Source organism: Streptomyces sp. TLI_105, assembly GCF_900105415.1.
Taxonomy (GTDB): Bacteria; Actinomycetota; Actinomycetes; order Streptomycetales; family Streptomycetaceae; genus Streptomyces.
In genome coordinates this window covers 4,510,642-4,528,945 of sequence record NZ_FNSM01000001.1, presented here as the reverse complement: position 1 = coordinate 4,528,945, position 18,304 = coordinate 4,510,642, and the positions used below count along the sequence as shown (strand labels likewise).

Below are 18,304 nucleotides of genomic sequence, written 5' to 3'. Positions count from 1 at the left end.
GTGCCTTTCGGTAGCGAGGGGTTCAGGAGGTGCGCGGGCGTCCGGCGAGGGCGACGCAGCCGGCGGCGAGGAGCAGGGCGAACAGCAGGCCCGTACCGGCGAAGGAGAGGAAGACGGCCGCGATCACCAGGGTCACGACGGCCGTCGCGCGCAGGGCACGGCCGGTGCCGCGCGCCCGCAGGGCGGCCGCGGCGGCGGCCACGTACAGCAGCAGGAACGCGCTGCTGGTGACGACGAGCACCAGCTCCTCGCCGGTCCCCGTGACGGTCAGGGCGCCGAGGACGGCCGCGTAGGCGAGGGCCAGCACGACGGTCGCCCGTACCGGGCGGTCGGCCAGGGAGGGCGGCAGGATCCGCTCGCGGGCGGCGGCCCGGACGACCCGGGTGGCGCCGAGCACCCAGGCGTTGGTGGCGACCACCGCGAGGCCGAGGGCGAGGAGGTCACCGGCGATCGCACCGCCGTCGCCGAGCGAGGCGCCGAGCAGGGCGGTGATGACGACGGGCTCGTCACCGGGGACCGCCAGGTAGGCGGCCGTCACCGCCGCGTAGAGCAGCCCGACGATCGGCACCGCCCAGCGGATCGCCCGCCGGTAGCTGCGGGCGGGGTCGTCGACCTGCTCGGCGAGGGTCGAGACGTTCTCCCAGCCGAGGAAGGAGAAGAAGGCGGTGACGACGGCGATGCCGACGCCGCCCCAGCCGTGCGTGAGGAACGGGGTGTACTCCGCCGCCTCGAAACGCGGCACCGCGAGCACCACGGCACCACCGAGGCCGAGCAGCAGCACGAGCAGCGCCGCGGTCTGCACGCGGGCGCCTGCCGTGAGCCCGAGCAGCGTGAACGCGGCGGACAGCGCCATGAAACCGATCGCGATCGGGTACACGGGGCCTTCGGGCCGGCCGAGCAGCCCGAGCAGGCATCGGGCGGACACGATGCCCATCACCGGATTCCCGATGACGTACGTGGCGACCAGCAGCAACGCCGCCGCCCGCCCCGGGCGGCGCCCGAACCCGGCCTCCACCATCGCGGCGAGGCCGGAGGCGTCGGGACGCCAGGCCGACATCTCCGCGAAGAAACGCGCGAAGGGGTACGAGCTGAGGGCCAGCGCCAGCCATGCGAGGAGCGCGGCGGGCCCGGCCTGCCGCTCCGTCAGCCCCGGCACCAGAAGGATGCCGGTCCCGACGAGGCTGCTGACGTAGAACACGACGAGAGCGCGCACGCCGAGGGTGCTGCGGGGGGCGGCGTCGGGCCGCTGCAGCAGATCGGTCATGGTGTCACCTTCGAGTGAGTGATGGGCATTCGTTCGACTGGGACGACACGCCCCACTGCGGGCCCCCGCCCCCCCGTTGTGGGCATGCGTTCCGCTGGGGCGGCGCCCGCCCCCACGTCCGTTGCGGACTGCGCCCGCCGGGGTGGTGCCCCACCGCCCCCGTTGTGGGCAGTCGTTCCGCTGGGGCGAGGGGGGTCCCCCCTGCTCGAGCGAAGCCGAGAGCTTGGGGGAGGGTGGGCACAACGGACGGCGCCCTTGCCGGTGCCAGAGGCTCCCGCGCCTGGACCCGCACCGTGCTGGTGGCGCAGGTTCAGGCGCGTAAGGCGGAGGCGCCGCCAAGGGCGCCGTCCCGTGTGCCCACCCGTCCCGCCCTGCGGGACGATTGCCCACACGGGCGGGGGCGGGGCGGCCACCGGCCGGCAAGGCGCGGGTCCCACACGACGAGAGGGACGTGGGCGCCGCCCCGCAGAGCGAGGCCGCACCCGGTGGGGCGTGGGTGCGCGAGGGGCCTCAGGGTGGGCCTCAGGTGGGCCCCAGGACGTCCAGCGCCTCCGCCGCCGCGAGCTCCGCCGCCGCCGGTGCCGTTTTGAAGCCCGCCCCCGACCAGCCCGTCGCGAGGACGATCCGGCTGTCGGGCCGTTCGCGGCCGAGGTGGGGGCGGGAGTGCGGGGTGTAGAGGTCGACGCCCTGGCGCCCGCCGAGGAAGCGGGTCGCGGGGTCGGCGAGCCAGGGCCACCGCGCGGCCGCCCCCTGGCGTATGTACGCCACGTGCTCGTCGGTGAGCGTGGCGAGCCCGCCCGGGGGTACGTCCCATTCGTCGACGGGCCGTCCGGCCATGTAGCCGCCGGCCGCCTCTCCGGTGAGCTGGGGCCGGCCCCAGACGCCGCTGACCATGTCGACGACGGTCGGCAGACCGGCGGTGGCGGGATGGTGGAAGAAGCCGTACCGGATGCTCTTGGTGCGCCCGGCGTCCGCGCCGCTGAGCCGGTGCCCGGCGATCTCCCCGGTGCCGCCGCCGGCCGCGAGGACGACGGCGAAGGCCTCGACGGGACCGCCGGGTTCGAGGAGGACGCGGACCCGGTCGGCGCCGGGCGGCGCGTCGAGTTCGCGTACCCGCGCGGGCAGCAGCCGGGCCCCGTGGGCGAGGGCGCGGTCGCGGTAGACGCGCGCGGTGCGGGGCGGGTCGGCGTAACCGGCCTGGGGTTCCCAGACGGCGGCGGTGACGCCGTCGACGGAGAGCCCGGGGAAGCGGGCCCCGAGCACGTCCGGGCCCAGCAACTCCGCTGGCACACCGGCCCCGTTGAGCTCGGCGACGCCCTTCTCGGCCTGTTCCAGGTCGGCGTCGCCGCAGAGGACGAGCGACCCGGTGGTCATGAAGCCGTACGGTCCCGGCGCGAGCGCGGCGGGCCCCCAGGCGAGGTGGTGGCTGCGGAGGGCGAGCCCGCGCAGGTACGGGTCGGCCTCGAAGGACCGGACGAGTCCGCCGGACCAGGCGGTGGCGTGGTCCTGGCGCCCGTCCATGGGGGCGACGAGCGCGACCCGTGCGCCGTGCCGGGCGAGGGCGGCGGCGGTGGCGGAGCCGACGACTCCGGCGCCGACGACGATGACGTCGTAGGCCCGCCCGTGCCGGCCACCGGTACGCGTCGGCGCCCCGGCCACCACGGGCACGGGCACGAAGTCCCACCCCACGCTCCCGGGCTCGGGCTCCCCGAGCGCGGTGAACCCCCGGTCGGCGTGGGCCCGTACGGCGGCGAGGAGGGTGCGTCCGGTGCGTGCCGGGTCCTCGGCGAGCGCGGCGGTGGCGGCGGCGAAGGCCGCGTCCACGTGGGCTTCGGGCCCGCCGCGCATCCGGGCCACGGACGCCCCGCCGGTCGCGGCCACGGACGCCCCGCCGGTCGCGGCCGGGGCGCCGAGCAGGGCCGCGAACTCGTCCACCGCGCAGTCGTCGGTGAACCAGAACGCGCCCTCGAACCCGGCCGCCCGCCACTCCCGGGCCGCCCGCGCGGCCCCGACGTGGGTCCCGCAGACGACGAGCGCGGTGAGTGCCGAGGCGTCCCGTCCTTCCGGCCCGTCGAGGACCTCCGGGGAGGGCCCGGCCAGGGCCGCCGGCACCGGCACGGCGCCCGTCGCGGGCCCGCTGCCGTCGGAGACCACGGCCCCCGACGGGACGGCGGGCCGCGCGGCCGCCGAGGCGTCCCGTACGAGCAGGGCGAGCCGCTCCCCGTACGCGCTGCCGTCGTGCGTGACGGCGACCCGGGTGTGCCCCGCGTCCCGTACGGCGGCGAGCAGGTCGGCCGCCTGGGCGCGGTCGTCCGGGCACCAGCGCAGGAGGGTGCCGGCGCCGTCGGCGAGGAGGCCGGGGGTGGTGGCCAGCGGGAGGAGGACGGGGAGTCCGGCCGCCCGGTAGACGGGGAGGGCGGCCGCCGCGCCCGCGCTGTTGAAGTGCCCGACGACCAGGGCGTGCCGGCCTTCGGCGACGACCGCCTCGGCGATCTGCCGGGCCGTCTCGGCCTCGCCGCGGTCGTCGTACAACTCCCAGTTCACGGCCGTGCCGTACCGCTCGGCCGCCCGCTCCAGGTGCTCGCCCCAGGCGGCCCGGGGCCCGGAGAAGGGCCCGACGACGGCACCACGGGGGAACAGCTCGGTCTCAGGCACTGAAGACCGCCCCGGGCCAGGCCGCCACCGGCGCCCCCGGGGCGAGCGGTGCGAGGGCCTCCGCGTCCACCCGGCGGGGCTCCGGCGCGAGGCCGAGGAGGGCGGCGAGCCGGGCGGAGCCGTACGGGAGGGCGGGCGCGGCCCAGGCGGACAGGGCGGCGGCGACGGCGAGCTGGGCGGAGAGCGCGGAGCGGTGGGCGGCGGCGCCGTCCGGACGCTCGGCCTCGAAGCCGTTCACGTGGCCGAAGTCCTCGGCGAGGCACACCACTTCGTCGAGCAGTGCGATCGCGCGCCGCGCGTCGTAGCCGCCGATCTCCGCTCCGTACGCCTCGCGCAGCTGCCCGACGGTCTCGGTGAGCCGGGCGCGCAGCCGCTCCCACGCCGGGCCCTGGGGCGCCTCGGCGGGGGCGAGGCCGTCGGCGGACTCGGCGACGGCGGTGAGCAGCCGGCCGAGCCAGCCGTCCCAGCGCTCGGCGAGCCGGGCGCGGCTCAGCTCGAGGGCGGGGGAACTGAAGCTCGTCTGGCGGCCGTTGGGGCGGTCGGACAGGACGTGGTAGCGCAGGACGTCCGCGCTCGTCCGGGCGAGCTCCTCGTGCGCCCAGATGGCGTGGCGCCTGCTGGTGGAGAACTTGAGCCCTTCGAGCCGGTAGAACTCGTTGACGACGAAGGCCTTCGGCAGCGCGATCCCGGGGTCGTACGCCCGGAAGGCGGCGGGGAACAGCAGGGCGTGGAAGTAGCCGTTGTCGAAGCCGAAGAACTGGACGGGCGCGGGCGCGGGGCCGGTCCCGCCGGCGCCGGTCCACTCCAGGAGGTAGCCGGGGGCCATCTCGAACCAGACGTAGATCCGCTGCTCCGTGAAGCCCTCGACGGGCACGGGCACGCCCCACTCGGAGGGGTGGCTGACGGCGATCTCGGGGAGTCCTTCGGCCCGCATCCGCTCGCAGAGGGAGCGCAGGTGCGGCGGCATGTCGACCTGTGCCCAGAAGGCGGCGAGCTGCTCCTCCCAGGGGGCGAGGGGGAAGTAGAGCCGCTCGCAGTCGCGGAGTTCGGGGGTGGCGCCGCAGCCGGTGCAGACGGGGTCGGCGAGGTCGGCGCAGTCGTTGGGGCGGCCACAGGGCTCGCAGGCGTTGCCGTTGGAGCCGGAGCCGCAGTGCGGGCAGTCGCCCTTGAGGTAGGCCTCGTACAGCCAGCGCTCGCAGCCGGTGCAGTACGGCAGGGGGCGCGTGCGGGCGACGATGTGCCCGGCGTCGTACAGGCGGCTGAAGAACTCCTGGACGGCCGACTGGTAGCCGACGTCGCGGCGCGGGCGGACGATCGCGTCGAAGTCGGCGCCGGCCTGGCGCCACACGGACTCGATGGAGGCGCCGTAGCCGTCGGCGACCTCCTCGCCCTTGCGTCCGCCGTCGTTCAGGCCGCGGACGGGCACGTAGCTCTGGTGGTCGTCGAGGCCGGTGGTGTAGCGGACGGGTCCGGTGCCCTCGGCGGCGAGGAAGCGGCGCAGGACGTCGCCGGCGAGGTAGGGGCCGGCGAGGTGGCCGATGTGGAGGTCGCCGTTGGGGGTGGGCGGGGTGGCGGTGATCCAGTGGGTGGACGCGTCGGCGCTCATGCGGCGACCTCCTCGTTGTCGGTACGGATGGCGGGCTCGTGCAGCGGCCAGTACAGGGAGAGCCAGCTCAGCTCGGTGTCGCCGGTGTTGTGGACGACGTGCTCCTGGTTCCGGGGCAGCACGACGACGTCGCCGGCGCGGAACGGCGGCTCCAGGCGCCCGTCGAGGGTCACGCTCCCGGTGCCGTCGAGGATGATCATGACCTCGTCCTGGTTGTGGCAGTCGGGGTCGGAGTCCCCGCCGGGCTTCAGGAAGCAGGCCATGGCGCCGACGGGCGGCTCGGCGTCCCCGCCCGGCCAGGGGATGATCCGCTGGCAGGCGAGCCCGAACTCCTCGGTGGCGGCACTGCGGTCGATGCGGAAGCGGCGGTCGGCCATGGGGGCGTCTCCGGTCTTCGGGGGGAGGTCGCGGTACGGGGTGGGGGCGAGGGCCGGTTCTCCGGGCGGCAGGATGGGCGAGGTGAAGGGCATGGGGTCTCCTGGGACTGCGGGCGCGGTCGGGTGCGGGCGCGGTCTGGGCGAGGACTGCCCGGGCGGGTGCGGGCACTGTCCGGGTGGGTGCGGGCGCGGTCGGGTCGGCCCCGGACACGACGGGACCTGGGGCGGAGGCTGTGGGGGCGGAGGCTGCGGCTGCGGGCGCGGTGGTGGCTACCGGGGGTCGAGGCCCGTCACCGACGCGACCGGGATGCGGGCGAGGCCGGCCATGACCTGGCGGGGCCCGGCCCCCCACCCGTACCGCTGCTTGAGCGGCGCGACATGGGTGGCGATGAGCGCGAGGAGGGGCGCGAGGTCGGTGGGCGTGGCGCCGAGGAGGGCGAGCAGTTGCTCGGTCCGGGTCAGGCCGGCGCCCGGGCCGATCCCGTGCACGGCGGCGTCCTGCCAGGTGGCTCCGGCGCTCCCGGCGACGACGGTGTTGTGCAGGGCGAAGCCCTGGTTGTCGTGGGCGTGGATGCCGACGGGCGCGGACACGGCGGCGCGGGTGGACTGGACGAGTTCGATGACGCGCTCGGGGCGGAGCGAGCCGAGGGAGTCGACGAGGAAGACGGCGTCGAGCGGGCCGAGCGCGGCGCTCTCGCCGAGGCAGCGGTCGAGCTCCGGGTAGGAGGCGAGGTCGATGTGGGTGAGGAAGAGGCAGACGCCGAAGCCGGCTTCCCGCAGGCGGTGCAGCGGGGCGGCGGCGCGGGCCACCCTGTCGTACCGGACGGCGAGGCGGACCAGGCCGACGGACACGGGTCCCGTGGCCAGGGCCTCGGCGATCCGCCCGGCGGAGGCCGTGGCGGCGGCGTCCGTGGCGGGCAGGTGCGCGGTGTCGAGGAGGACGGAGAAGCGGGGGCCGTAGCGCTCGGGGAGCGGGACCGGCAGCAGCGCGCCGCGCGGGGCGGAGCGGTCGGCGGGGTCGTGGACGTCTCCCAGCTCGACGACGTCGATGCCGAGCCGCGCGCAGACCGCGAGGTAGTCGGCGGCCAGCGCGGGGGGTACGGATCCGCCGGTGAGCCGTCCGCCGGTGCGCAGGGTGCAGTCGAGCAGGGTCATCCGGGTCACCCCCAGCCGGTGTCGTTCGTGCCCGTGCCGGCGGCGGGCGCGCCCCAGCCGGTGTCGTACGTGCCGGTGAGGACGGCTGCGCCCCAGCCGGTGTCGTTCGTGCCGGTGCCGCCGGTGACGGCGTCGGCGGTGACGGTGGCGAGGCCCGCGAGGCCGACGACCAGGGTGGCGAGGAGGGTGGTGCGGATCCGCCGCTTCATGTCGTGTGCTCTCTTTCCGCTTCGGCGAGGGGTAAGTCGTGGGTTTCCGTGGGGGTTTGCGAGGTTCGCTGGCTGCGCGAGCTTGGTGCGCTTTGACCTTGTGGGCGGTGGTACGAACGTATCCAGAGCGGCATGACTATGGGGCGGACCGCATGCCTCATTAGGCTGCATGGCAGCAAGAGGACGCCGTCACAAATGGGGGAAAAGGTGGCGATACCAGACATACTGCGGGCCCAGGGCGACGACGGAACTCCGGACTCCACGACTCCGGCGGACATGGCGTCCGCAGGAACGACCCCGGAAGCCACCGCTCCGGCGGAGCCGTCATCCACCGGACCAGCCCCGGAGTCCAGCGCCCCGGCCGCGGTCGAAGCGGCGGGAGCGACGGGAAGGGGCCTCCCCGCGCCGCCCCCCGAGGACCCCGAGGACCCCCTGACCCGGGTCTACACCTGCCTCCTGGCCCGGGACCCGGCCCAGCCGCCGGCGTACTCCGCCGACCTCGCGGCGGAACTCGAACTGCCGCTCGCCCGGGTGGAGTCGGCCGTCTCCGCCCTCCTCGACATGGGCCTGCTGCGCCGCACCCCGGAGCGGGCGGTGCTCCCGGTGGCGCCGGACGAGGCCGTCCAGCGCACCCTGGGGCCGCTGGAACGCGAGATGCGCGCCCGCCGCCAGCACATGGAGCGCACCCGCGAGCAACTGATGGCCTTCATGCCGCTGTACGAGTCCCATCTGCTCCGGCTGACGCACCTGCGGCAGGCGGAGTACGTGGAGCTGCTCACCGATCTGCGCGCGGTGCGAGAGGCCATCACCGAACTGGGCCGGACCTGCGAGCGCGAGGTCATGACGGCGCAGCCGGGCGGCGGCCGGCGCGCCGAGGTCCTGGAGGAGGCGGTGGCCCGCGACGAGGAACTCCTGCGCCGGGGCGTCCGGATGCGCGTCCTCTACCAGCACACCGCCCGCTTCTCCTCGGGCACCTGCGCCTACGTGGAGCGGGTCGGCCGGCTCGGCGCCCAGGTCCGCACCCTGGACGACGAGTTCATGCGGATGCTCGTCTTCGACCGCTCGACGGCGGTCATCCCGGTCCCGGACGACCCGCACGCGGCGGTCCTGGTCCGCGAGCCGCACGTGGTGGCGTTCATGGTGGGCGCGTACGAGCGACTGTGGCTGGAGGCCCTGCCGTTCGAGACGGAGTGGGACCGGCAGACCATCATGGACATCTCCGACGAGCTGAAGCAGACCATCGTCCGGCTGCTCACCGAGGGCCTCACCGACGCGGCGATCGCCCGCCGCCTGGGCCTGTCGGTCCGCAGCTGCCGCCGCCACGTCGCCGACGTGATGGCGGCCCTCGGTGCCGAGAGCCGCTTCCAGGCCGGTTACCTCCTGGCCCAGCAGGACCGTGAGCAGCCGAGCCCCTGAGGAGGCCGCCGGGTCACCCGTACGGAGTGAAGAGCGGCTCGTGGCCACCCCCCGTACACCACCGGGGCATAGGGTCCGTGCAGACGACACGGACACGACGAAGTCAGGGTGGACATGAGCGACTTGGCAACCGAGGAGCGATCCGAACGGGAGGGCCCGGAGGGAAACCCTCCGGACGAGGGCGCCCCGGCGGCCGACCGCACCGCGAAACGGCGCCGCCCCCTCTGGATCGAGCTGCCGTTCCTCGCGGGGATCGCGCTCGTCCTGGCGTTCCTGATCAAGACGTTCCTGCTCCAGGCGTTCCTGATCCCCTCGGGATCCATGCAGAACACCCTGCAGGTCGACGACCGGGTCCTGGTCGACAAGCTCACGCCGTGGTTCGGCTCGGAACCCGACAGGGGCGAGGTCGTGGTCTTCCGCGACCCCGGCGACTGGCTGGTGGGACGGCCGGCGAAGGAGCCGACCACGCTGCAGAAGGCCCTGGGCTTCGTCGGCCTGATGCCGGCGGCGGGAGAGCAGCACCTCATCAAGCGGGTCGTCGGCGTCGCCGGCGACACCGTCGAGTGCAAGGGCGAGGGCCCCCTGAAGGTCAACGGCAAGGCCCTGACGGAGCCGTACGTCTTCCAGGGGAACACGGCCTGCAGCACGGACCCGGAGGGCCAGTTCAAGGTCACGGTCCCCGCCGGCCACCTGTGGGTGATGGGCGACCACCGGCAGAGCTCACAGGACTCCCGCTACCACCGGAGCGACCCCCGGGGCGGCATGGTGCCCGTGACGGACGTGGTGGGCCGCGCCGTCGTGGTCGCCTGGCCGGTCTCCCACTGGTCGACCCTCCCCGTCCCGGCCACCTTCGACCAGCCGGGCCTCACCCACTGACCCGACCGCCCGGGGCACCCGGCCCCGGGCAACCGGGCCTTCGGGCCCTCAGCTTCCGGGCATGAAAAAACCCCAGGTCACGGCGAGTGAGTCCTGGGGTAATTCCGAGCCGCCTTCGGGATTCGAACCCGAGACCTACGCATTACGAGTGCGTTGCTCTGGCCAACTGAGCTAAGGCGGCGTGCTGTGCAGACCCATCGTGGGTGCAGCAGCGTCGCCAAGTCTACACAGTTTCCGGAGGTGCTCCGACCACCCCCGGATCAGGCCTACGAGCAGCGCTTTCCGTCTGCCGGAGGGGTGCCCTCCAGGAGGTAGGTGTTGATCGCGGTGTCGATGCAGTCGCTGCCCCGGCCGTAGGCGGTGTGGCCGTCGCCCTCGTAGGTCAGCAGGGTGCCGGAGGAGAGCTGGTCGGCCAGGGACCGGGCCCAGTGGTACGGGGTGGCCGGGTCGCGGGTGGTGCCGACGACGAGGATCGGGGCGGCGCCCTCGGCGGTGATGCGGTGCGGCCGGCCGGTGGGCGGGGTGGGCCAGTACGTGCAGTTGAGGGCGGCCCAGGCGAGGCCCGCGCCGAAGACCGGGGAGGCCTTCTCGAAGGACGGGACGGCCTTCTCGACGGCCGCGGTGTCACGGTAGGCGGGCGGCAGGTCCAGGCAGTTCACGGCCGCGTTGGCGAACATCAGGTTGGCGTACGTGCCGTCCGTCTCGCGCTCGTAGTAGCTGTCGGCCAGCGCGAGCAGCTCGGAGCCCTCGCCGCCCATCGCCTGGGTGAGGGCCTCGCGCAGCTGGGGCCAGGCACCCTCGTCGTACATGGCGGCGATCACGCCCGTGGTGGCGAGGGACTCGCCGAGCTCCCGGCCCTCCCCCGTGGGCACGGGCTTGGCGTCCACGTCGCGGAAGAACTTCTTCATCGCCTCCCCGGCCGCGGTGACGGACCCGGTGCCCAGGGGGCAGTCCGGCTTGCGGACGCAGTCGGCGGCGAAGGCGCGGAAGGCGGTCTCGAAGCCGCCGGTCTGGTCCCGGTTGAGGTCGAGCGCGGAGAGCGAGGGGTCCATCGCCCCGTCGAGGACGAGACGGCCGACCCGGTCGGGGAACAGCTCGGCGTAGGTGGCGCCGAGGAACGTGCCGTACGACGCCCCCACGTAGGTGAGCTTCCCGTCGCCGAGCACCGCCCGCAGGACGTCCATGTCGCGGGCCGTCTCGACGGTGGAGACATGCGGCAGGACCTTCCCCGACTTCTTCTCGCAGCCGGCCGCGAAGTCCTTGAAGGCCGCGCCGAGCGCGTTGATCTCCGCCGTGTCGTCGGGGGTCTGGTCGACCTGGGCGTACGTGTCCATCTGCGGGCCCGTCAGGCACTCCACGGGCTCGCTGCGGGCCACTCCGCGCGGGTCGACGGCCACCATGTCGTAGCGGGCGCGGACGGGCGCCGGGTAGCCGATGCCCGCGTACCCCTGGAGGTAGCCGACGGCGGAGCCGCCGGGCCCGCCGGGGTTGACCAGGAGCGAGCCGAGCCGCTTGCCGGGGCCGGTGGCCCGGGCCCGGGAGACCGCGAGCTCGACCTCCTCCCCGTCCGGCTTCGCGTAGTCGAGCGGGGCGCGCAGGGTGGCGCACTGGAAACCCTCGACGCCGCAGTCGCGCCACTTCAGCTTCTGCTCGTAGTACTTCTTCAGCTTCGGCGCGGCGGGCGCGGCGGAGGGTGCCGGCGCGGCCGTCCGGGGCGCGGCGGCGTCGCTCCCGCCCGAGCAGCCGGAGAGGATCAGTCCGGCGGCCGCGAGGGCCGTGGCGGATGTACGGAGCAAGCGCCTGGAATCCATCCCCGGAGCGTATCCGCACCGGTACGGACCGTGTCCAATCGCCCCTGGTACGGGCCCCGCCCGGTCGAAGGGCAGGTCCTGGGAGTGTTCTGCCGGTCAGGGGGCCTGTGATGGCCGACATGATCCGAAAGGCGGGCCCTGGCCAAGACAGGCCCTAGTCGCGCAGCGCCATCGTCATCGCCTCCACCGCGAGCAGCGGCGCCACGTTCCGGTCGAGGGCCTTCCGGCAGGCGAGGACCGCCTCGATGCGGCGCAGGGTCCGCTCCGGAGTGGTGTCGCGGGCGATCCGCTCCAGCGCGTCCCGCACGTCCGTGTTCGCGAGGGCCGAGCGCGAGCGGAGCTGGAGGGCCAGGACGTCGCGGTAGAAACCGGTCAGGTCGGTGAGCGCGAGGTCCAGGCTGTCGCGCTGCGTCCGCGTCCTGCGCCGCTTCTGCCGCTCCTCCAGCTCCTTCATCGCCCCGGCCGTGCCGCGCGGCATCCGCCCGCCCTGCGCCGCGCCGAGGGCCGCCTTCAGCTCCTCGGTCTCCTTGACGTCGACCTCCTCCGCGAGCTGCTTCGCGTCCTCCGCGGCCGCGTCGACCAGCTCCTGTGCCGCCTTGAGGCAGCCACCGACGTCGTCGACCCGCAGCGGCAGCTTCAGGACGACGGACCGGCGCGCGCGGGCCCGCTCGTCGGTGGCGAGCCGCCGCGCCCGGTCGATGTGCCCCTGGGTGGCGCGGGCGGCGGCGTGCGCCACCTCCGGCTCGATGCCGTCGCGCCGCACCAGCACGTCGGCGACGGCCTCCACCGGCGGGGTGCGCAGGGTCAGGTGGCGGCAGCGGGAGCGGATCGTGGGCAGCACGTCCTCCAGGGAGGGCGCGCAGAGCAGCCAGACCGTGCGCGGCGCGGGCTCCTCGACGGCCTTCAGGAGCACGTTCCCCGCGCCCTCGGTGAGCCGGTCGGCGTCCTCCAGGACGATGACCTGCCAGCGGCCGCCCGCCGGGGAGAGCTGGGCGCGCCGGACGAGGTCACGGGTCTCCTTCACGCCGATGGACAGCAGGTCCGTACGGACGATCTCGACGTCCGCGTGCGTCCCGACGAGGGTCGTGTGGCAGCCGTCGCAGAAGCCGCAGCCCGGGGCCCCGCCGAGCGCCCGGTCGGGGCTCACGCACTGCAGCGCGGCGGCGAAGGCGCGCGCCGCGGTCGCGCGGCCCGAACCCGGGGGGCCGGTGAAGAGCCAGGCGTGGGTCATCTTGGAGGCCTCGGGGGCCGGCTCTCCGGCGGCGTGGGCGGTGACGAGCGCGTCGGCGTCACGCGCGGCGGCGGCGAGCTGCTCCTCGACCCGGGTCTGTCCGACCAGGTCGTCCCATACGGCCATGTCTGCCCCTCCTCAGGTACGTCCTCCATTGTGGGGCAGCGCTCTGACAGCCCTCGCCGACCTGTGGAGAACCCCCTCCCCGTCAGGCCCCGGTGCGGGGCCGGGTCAGCCACAGGCCGACCGCGGAGCCGATCAGGAGCGCTCCGGTGCCGACGCTTCCGACGATCTGGAGGCCGCCGGTCCAGCCGGCGAAGGTGCTGACGAAGACGTTGGCCAGGACGCTCGCGGTGAGCAGCAGCCAGAGAAGGGCGCGCATGGGATGCCTCCGTGGGGCGGTTTCCGGGAGTTCGCCGCCGGGGTCCCGGCGGCTCTTCGATCCTGGTCCCCGTACCGTCCCCGCACAGCCGTGCCCGCTCCCGGAGCGATGGTGTAGCCCGCTCCACCGTCTCCCCCGGAGCCGCCGCCTACCCTGGCTCCATGCGTGAGGCGATCAAGGAAGCGGCCCGGGCGTGTCTCCACCTCACGGTCGGGGCCGCGCTCTCCCTCCTCTGCTACCTGATGGTGGGCGTCGCCCTCTTCACCTCCGTCGTCACCCTCACGGTCATCGGCGCCGGCGTGCTCCCCGAGAGCGTGCTGTTGCTGCGCCGCCTCGCCGGCTGGGAGCGGCGCCGTACGGCCGCGTGGGCCGGGACGCCCGTCCCCGAGGCGTACCTGCCGCTCGAAGGCCCCCTCCCCGCGCGCGTGCGGACCGCGGTCGGCGACCCGGGCACCCGGCAGGACCTGGTCTGGGCCGCCGCGCAGCTGCTCTACGGCCTGGTGCTCTGGTACCTCTCGCTGCTCCTCTGGGTCCCCGCGCTGCTGGTCGACGGCGTGGGGGCCGGGCTCGCGGGACGGCGGCCGGTGGCCCTGCCGCTGATCGGACGGCTCGCCGGCCTGGCGGCGGACTGGTCGCGCACGCTGCTCACGCCCAGCCCGTCGGCGGCCCGGGACGCCGCCCTCGCCGCCCGGATCGAGCAGCTCACGGCCACCCGGGCGGGCGCGATCGCCGCGCACGGCGCCGAGCTGCGCCGGATCGAGCGCGACCTCCACGACGGCGCGCAGGCCCGTCTGGTGGCGCTGTCCATGCGCATCGGGCTCGCCCGGCGCGCGTACGGCTCCGATCCCGCGACCGCGCGGAGGCTCCTGGACGACGCCCAGACGCAGGCCGAGGAGGCGCTGGCAGAGCTGCGGCACGTGGTGCGCGGCATCCACCCGCCGATCCTCACCGACCGCGGCCTGACCGGAGCGGTACGGGCCCTCGCCGCGAGCAGCGGTCTGGAGGCGGCGGTCTCGGTGGCCGGCCTCGGCGATCACGACCAGGACGGCCCCCGCGCCCCGGCCGCCGTCGAGGCCGCCGCGTACTTCGTGGTCGCCGAGGCGCTCACGAACGCCGCCAAGCACAGCGGTGCCGACCGCGCCTCCGTCTCCCTGGCCCGTGAACCGGCCGCCCTACGCGTGCGCGTGCGGGACGAGGGGCGCGGCGGGGCCGAGGCGGGCGAGAGCGGCGGCTCCGGCCTGACGGGCATGCGGCGCCGGGTCGCCGCGCTCGACGGCACCGTACGGTTGACCAGCCCCGTGGGGGGCCCGACCGTGATCGAAGTGGAGCTTCCGTGCGTGTGGTGATCGCCGAGGACAATGCCCTCCTCAGGGAGGGCCTGGTGCTGCTGCTGACCTCGTCCGGCCACGAGGTCGCGGGGGTCGCGGCCACCGGACCCGAGATCCTGCCGCTGCTCCTGGAGCACCGGCCGGACGTGGCCGTCCTCGACGTGCGGCTGCCGCCCGGCTTCCGCGACGAGGGGCTGCGGGCGGCGCTCGCGGCCCGCGAGCGGCTCCCGGAGCTGCCCGTGCTCGTGCTCTCGCAGTACGTGGAGGAGACGTACGCGGCCGAACTCCTGGGCGGTGGCGCGCGGGGCGTCGGCTATCTCCTGAAGGACCGGGTGGGCCGCGTCGACGAGTTCCTGGACGCCCTGGAACGGGTCGCGGCCGGCGGTACGGCCCTGGACCCGGAGGTCGTCACCGAACTGATGGCCCGTCGCCGCGACGACCCGCTGGACTCCCTCACGCCCCGCGAGCGCGAGGTCCTGGAGCTGATGGCGCAGGGCCACGACAACGGCACGATCGCCCGCTCGATGGTGGTCACCGAGCGGGCCGTGCACAAGCACATCGGGAACGTCTTCCTGAAGCTCGGCCTGCCGCCGAGCGACAGCGGCGGCCACCGCCGGGTCCTCGCCGTCCTCGCGTACCTCAACGCCTAGGACGGGCCCCCTTCCACGTCCAGGCCCGCTTCAACGCCCGGAAGCCGTCCGGGAGACCGGCAGGAAGACGCCCGCGACGACCGTGACGAGGACGACGCCCGCGATCGCGCCCGCCTGTGCGGGCGGCAGGTACGGCAGGCCGCCGGTGAGCGCCCAGGCGAAGGCGATCAGCGGCAGCGCGCCCACCACGAGCCCGACGAGGAGGCCCGTCGCGGTCAGGAACCCCGCCTCCAGGCCGAGCATCCGGCGCAGCTGACCCGCCGAGGCGCCGACCTGGCGGAGCAGCCCCAGTTCGCCGCGCCGCCCTGCCCCGATCAGGGCGAGGGTGCTCAGGACGGAGAGGACCGTGAGTCCGCCGATCGCCGCGACGATCCCGCCGGAGACGATCCCGTTCAGCTCGGCCCCGGGCAGCGTCACCGACTCGGGTGCGACGGGGGAGGCGCCCGCGGGTCCCGCCGCCAGTACGCGCGCGGGGTACGGATCGCTCATGTGCGGGGCCAGTTCGCCCTTCGGCAGGAGGAACTCGCCCAGGGCGAGCGAGCGTTCGTACACCGCGACCACCCGCAGCCGCTTCGGCGTCCCGTCGCCGAGCCGCAGCTCCACCGTGGAACCGGGCTTCGCACCGAGGGAGTCGGCCATGTCCGCGCCGACCGCGACCGTGCCCGCGGCGGCGAGTCCGGCCAGGTCGCCCGCGACGACGCCGGGGTCGAGCGTGCCCGCAAGTCCGTCGGCGTCCACGCCGAGGACCGGGAGCCGGTCCAGACGCGGCGTTCCGGCCTCCGTGCGGGCCAGGACCACGGTCGAACGCAGCACGTCCGTGGCCGTCTCCACCCCCGGGAGCTCGCGCACCCGCTCCGCCGTGGTGCCGGAGAAGGCGAGGCCGGCGGTGGTCGCGGCCCGCGCCTGCGCGGCGGCGGCCCGCTCCATGGTGGCGCCGGCCGAGAGCTGCACGAGGGCGAAGGAGGTGACGAGGACGACGGGGACGAGCGCGGCCCCGAGCCGGCGCGAGTGCGCGGCGGCACCGGCCGCGGTGAGCCGCCCGGGCGCGCCGCCGAACCACCGGAGCGGCCTGTCCAGGACCGTCATGGCGGCCCGCGCGATCCACGGCCCGAGCAGCGCGCACCCGGCGACCAGCGTCACCGTGGCCGCCCCCGCGGCCGCGGCGGCCGCGTCACCGCCCTGGACCGTGGCCGCACCGGCCGAGCCCACGCCGAGCAGGAGCAGCACGAGCCCGGCGACACGGCGGGCGCCGCCCTTCCCCGGGCGCCCCGGCCGGCGGGCCGCGAAGAGGACCACGAGCCGGGTGACGCCCACCACGAGGGCGGCGGCGACGAGGACGGCGGCGAACAGCCACGGCGGGGTGGGGAGTTCGAGTCCTTCCGGCACGACTCCGGTACGGGCCCGCAGCGCCGACCACAGCGTCAGGAACACCGGTACGGACGCGAGCGCGCCGAGCAGCGCCGCCGCCCCCGCCACCCGGGCCGCCTCCCGGCCTGCCGCACCCCGCACCTGACGGGACGTCGCGCCGATCGAGAGCAGCAGCTCCCGCTCGGCGGCGCGCTGCTGGAGGGCCTGCGCGACGAGCGAGGCGAGGACGAGGACGGCGACCAGGACGACGGTCCCGGAGACGGCCGCGAGGAGCTGGAGGAGCTCCGTGCGCGCGGGCGGCGCACCGAGGTGCTCGACGCCGCCCCGGCCGTTCCCGGTCAGCGCCCGGAGCGGCTGTCCCGCGGCGGTGTCCTTGAGTCCGGCGGCGTCCAGGGCTGCCCGTACGCGCGCGTGGAGGGTGTCCACGGGCACGCCGGGCTCGGCGAGGACTCCGACGGCGTCGACGGCCCCGGGGTGCCCGGCGAGCCGCCGCGCCTCCCCCGCCGTGACGTAGAGCGCGGCCGGTCCCTCGGCGACGCCGACGACCCGACGGCCGGCCACGGTGTCCCCGACGGCGGCGCCGAGACCGGCCCCCACGGTGGTCTCCCCGGTCTGCCGGGGCTCCCGCCCGTCGATCAGCCGGTACGGGGCGAGCCGGGCCGCCTCCCAGGAGCGCCCGGGGTACGCGCGCGTGCCGGTGTCGGTGCCGGTGCGGGCGTCCCCGGCGGGACGGACGCCGATCTCGGTCCCGTTGCCGTTACGAGCGCCGGTGCCGGCCCCCGGAGCAGCGGCCGCCCCCCGCTCCCGTACGACGAACGTGTCGTCCGGCACCGCTTCCCGCACCCCGGGCACGGCCCGCAGGACGGCGACGGCCGCCTCGGGGACCCGTACCCGCTCGGTCAGGCCCGCCGTCTCGGTCCTCGGCTCGCTGCCCCACGGCGTGGCCGTCCAGCGGACCTCCTGGTCGCCGGCGACGACGACGGGCGCGGCGGCGTACCGCTCCACGCGCGCGTGGCCCAGCCCGGTGGAGCCCAGCGCGAGGGCCAGGGCGCCGAGCAGCGCGGTGGTGACGGCGACGGCCGCGAACACGGCGGCCCACGCCTTGCGGTGGGCCCGCAGCGACCGGGCGGCGAGCAGGCGCACGGCGGGATTCCCGAGGCGGCTCATCGCGCCACCGCCAGGTGACGGCCGGCCGCGGCGCGGGCGCCGAGCGCCTCCCGTACGCCCGCCTCGTCCGGGCGGTCGAGGCGGGCGACGATCCGGCCCCGGTCCAGGAAGACGGCCTCGTCCGCCCAGGTGGCGGCCACCGGGTCGTGGGTGACGAGGACGACCGTGCGTCCCCGCTCGTCGACCGCGCGCCGCAGCAGGGCGAGGACTCCGGCCGCCGTGACCGGGTCGAGGGCGGCGGTCGGCTCGTCGGCGAAGACGACCTCGGGCTCGTCGATCAGGGCGCGGGCGATCGCCACCCGCTGCCGCTGGCCGCCGGAGAGGCTCTCGGGCCGGTCCTCGGCCCGGTCGGCGAGCTCCACGGCGTCGAGAGCGGCCAGGGCACGGGCGTCGAGCGCCCGGCCTTCGCGGGCTCCGGCGAGGAGCAGCGGCAGGGTGACGTTCTCCCGCACGTTCAGGGCGGAGACGAGGTTGAGCGACTGGAACACGAAGCCGATCCGCTCCCGCCGGAGCCGGGTGAGACCGGCCGGCTTCAGGGTGGCGAGGTCGGTGCCCCCGATCCGTACCCGCCCGGCCGTCGGCCGTTCGAGCCCGGCCGCGCAGCGCAGCAGGGTGGACTTGCCGGAGCCCGACCGGCCCATCACGGCCACGAGGCGCCCGCGCGGCACGACCAGGTCGACCCCGTCGAGCGCGGGCGCCCCGCCTCCGTACGTGCGGCTCACCCCGTCCAGGGCGAGGGCGGCGCCGTTTTCCGTCACTGCTGTCGTCGTCATGCCGACCACGCTAGAAAAGCGCAGGTCACAGCGGTA

General features: G+C 75.6%; 15 protein-coding genes and 1 tRNA gene. 4 read left to right on the top strand and 12 right to left on the bottom strand.

Going from position 1 to position 18,304, the window contains the following annotated elements; genetic code table 11:
• Window positions 1–22: 22 nt before the first annotated feature.
• The 6 genes from BLW86_RS20735 to BLW86_RS20710 form a co-directional block, all read right to left on the bottom strand.
• The gene (locus tag BLW86_RS20735) at window positions 23–1,264 is read right to left on the bottom strand and encodes an APC family permease (RefSeq protein WP_093875413.1); all 1,242 of its coding nucleotides are present in this window, start codon (window positions 1,262–1,264) and stop codon (window positions 23–25) included.
• Window positions 1,265–1,786: 522 nt separating this feature from the next.
• Window positions 1,787–3,919, bottom strand: coding sequence for an FAD-dependent oxidoreductase (locus BLW86_RS20730; protein ID WP_093875412.1), 2,133 nt, complete (start codon window positions 3,917–3,919; stop codon window positions 1,787–1,789).
• Window positions 3,912–5,525 carry a class I tRNA ligase family protein gene (locus tag BLW86_RS20725; protein ID WP_093875411.1) on the bottom strand — a complete coding sequence of 538 codons (1,614 nt, stop codon included), beginning with the start codon at window positions 5,523–5,525 and terminating at the stop codon, window positions 3,912–3,914. The genes BLW86_RS20730 and BLW86_RS20725 overlap by 8 nt, the downstream gene beginning before the upstream one ends.
• Window positions 5,522–5,995 carry a cupin domain-containing protein gene (locus BLW86_RS20720; protein ID WP_093875410.1) on the bottom strand — a complete coding sequence of 158 codons (474 nt, stop codon included), beginning with the start codon at window positions 5,993–5,995 and terminating at the stop codon, window positions 5,522–5,524. The genes BLW86_RS20725 and BLW86_RS20720 overlap by 4 nt, the downstream gene beginning before the upstream one ends.
• 177 nt (window positions 5,996–6,172) lie before the next feature.
• Window positions 6,173–7,057 (bottom strand): beta/alpha barrel domain-containing protein, encoded by an 885-nt coding sequence (locus tag BLW86_RS20715; protein WP_143060264.1) that lies wholly within the window; start codon window positions 7,055–7,057, stop codon window positions 6,173–6,175.
• A 5-nt stretch (window positions 7,058–7,062) separates the two neighbouring features.
• Complete coding sequence (locus tag BLW86_RS20710; RefSeq protein WP_093875408.1) at window positions 7,063–7,266, bottom strand: hypothetical protein; 204 nt, start codon at window positions 7,264–7,266, stop codon at window positions 7,063–7,065.
• A 207-nt stretch (window positions 7,267–7,473) separates the two neighbouring features.
• Between BLW86_RS20710 and BLW86_RS43800 the strand changes: the two genes are divergently transcribed.
• A complete protein-coding gene (locus BLW86_RS43800; protein ID WP_305632447.1) occupies window positions 7,474–8,682 on the top strand; it encodes a helix-turn-helix transcriptional regulator in 1,209 nt (402 codons plus the stop codon).
• A 114-nt stretch (window positions 8,683–8,796) separates the two neighbouring features.
• On the top strand, window positions 8,797–9,558 hold the full coding sequence (gene lepB, locus BLW86_RS20700) for a signal peptidase I (protein ID WP_093878776.1): 762 nt from the start codon (window positions 8,797–8,799) through the stop codon (window positions 9,556–9,558).
• A 107-nt stretch (window positions 9,559–9,665) separates the two neighbouring features.
• Here the strand turns inward: lepB and BLW86_RS20695 are convergent.
• The 4 genes from BLW86_RS20695 to BLW86_RS42095 form a co-directional block, all read right to left on the bottom strand.
• Window positions 9,666–9,739, bottom strand: a tRNA-Thr gene (locus BLW86_RS20695).
• An 85-nt stretch (window positions 9,740–9,824) separates the two neighbouring features.
• Window positions 9,825–11,369: an alpha/beta hydrolase gene (locus BLW86_RS20690; protein WP_093875407.1), complete on the bottom strand. Its 1,545-nt coding sequence runs from the start codon at window positions 11,367–11,369 to the stop codon at window positions 9,825–9,827.
• 154 nt (window positions 11,370–11,523) lie between these two features.
• Window positions 11,524–12,726 carry a DNA polymerase III subunit delta' gene (locus BLW86_RS20685; RefSeq protein WP_093875406.1) on the bottom strand — a complete coding sequence of 401 codons (1,203 nt, stop codon included), beginning with the start codon at window positions 12,724–12,726 and terminating at the stop codon, window positions 11,524–11,526.
• An 82-nt stretch (window positions 12,727–12,808) separates the two neighbouring features.
• Complete coding sequence (locus BLW86_RS42095) at window positions 12,809–12,982, bottom strand: hypothetical protein (RefSeq protein WP_177181710.1); 174 nt, start codon at window positions 12,980–12,982, stop codon at window positions 12,809–12,811.
• 161 nt (window positions 12,983–13,143) lie between these two features.
• Here BLW86_RS42095 and BLW86_RS20680 point away from each other — a divergent pair, with 161 nt between their 5' ends.
• On the top strand, window positions 13,144–14,328 hold the full coding sequence (locus tag BLW86_RS20680; protein ID WP_093875405.1) for a sensor histidine kinase: 1,185 nt from the start codon (window positions 13,144–13,146) through the stop codon (window positions 14,326–14,328).
• On the top strand, window positions 14,316–14,960 hold the full coding sequence (locus tag BLW86_RS20675; protein WP_093875404.1) for a LuxR C-terminal-related transcriptional regulator: 645 nt from the start codon (window positions 14,316–14,318) through the stop codon (window positions 14,958–14,960). Before BLW86_RS20680 ends, BLW86_RS20675 begins: the two co-directional genes overlap by 13 nt.
• A 30-nt stretch (window positions 14,961–14,990) precedes the next feature.
• On the opposite strand, the gene BLW86_RS20670 is transcribed toward BLW86_RS20675, so the two are convergent.
• Both BLW86_RS20670 and BLW86_RS20665 read right to left on the bottom strand, forming a co-directional pair.
• Window positions 14,991–17,495 carry an ABC transporter permease gene (locus tag BLW86_RS20670; protein WP_093875403.1) on the bottom strand — a complete coding sequence of 835 codons (2,505 nt, stop codon included), beginning with the start codon at window positions 17,493–17,495 and terminating at the stop codon, window positions 14,991–14,993.
• Entirely contained in the window at window positions 17,492–18,268 is a 777-nt protein-coding gene (locus BLW86_RS20665; RefSeq protein ID WP_093875402.1) for an ABC transporter ATP-binding protein, read from the bottom strand. Before BLW86_RS20665 ends, BLW86_RS20670 begins: the two co-directional genes overlap by 4 nt.
• Between the last annotated feature and the right edge of the window lie 36 nt (window positions 18,269–18,304).

Bases quoted from the DNA above. Each gene is read 5' to 3' on its own strand.
- BLW86_RS20670 (WP_093875403.1), bottom strand. From the start codon at position 17,495: ATGAGCCGCCTCGGGAATCCCGCCGTGCGCCTGCTCGCCGCCCGGTCG.
- lepB (WP_093878776.1), top strand. From the start codon at position 8,797: ATGAGCGACTTGGCAACCGAGGAGCGATCCGAACGGGAGGGCCCGGAG.
- BLW86_RS20665 (WP_093875402.1), bottom strand. From the start codon at position 18,268: ATGACGACGACAGCAGTGACGGAAAACGGCGCCGCCCTCGCCCTGGAC.
- BLW86_RS42095 (WP_177181710.1), bottom strand. From the start codon at position 12,982: ATGCGCGCCCTTCTCTGGCTGCTGCTCACCGCGAGCGTCCTGGCCAAC.
- BLW86_RS20735 (WP_093875413.1), bottom strand. From the start codon at position 1,264: ATGACCGATCTGCTGCAGCGGCCCGACGCCGCCCCCCGCAGCACCCTC.
- BLW86_RS20725 (WP_093875411.1), bottom strand. From the start codon at position 5,525: ATGAGCGCCGACGCGTCCACCCACTGGATCACCGCCACCCCGCCCACC.
- BLW86_RS20710 (WP_093875408.1), bottom strand. From the start codon at position 7,266: ATGAAGCGGCGGATCCGCACCACCCTCCTCGCCACCCTGGTCGTCGGC.
- BLW86_RS20715 (WP_143060264.1), bottom strand. From the start codon at position 7,057: ATGACCCTGCTCGACTGCACCCTGCGCACCGGCGGACGGCTCACCGGC.
- BLW86_RS20720 (WP_093875410.1), bottom strand. From the start codon at position 5,995: ATGCCCTTCACCTCGCCCATCCTGCCGCCCGGAGAACCGGCCCTCGCC.
- BLW86_RS20690 (WP_093875407.1), bottom strand. From the start codon at position 11,369: ATGGATTCCAGGCGCTTGCTCCGTACATCCGCCACGGCCCTCGCGGCC.
- BLW86_RS20680 (WP_093875405.1), top strand. From the start codon at position 13,144: ATGCGTGAGGCGATCAAGGAAGCGGCCCGGGCGTGTCTCCACCTCACG.
- BLW86_RS20685 (WP_093875406.1), bottom strand. From the start codon at position 12,726: ATGGCCGTATGGGACGACCTGGTCGGACAGACCCGGGTCGAGGAGCAG.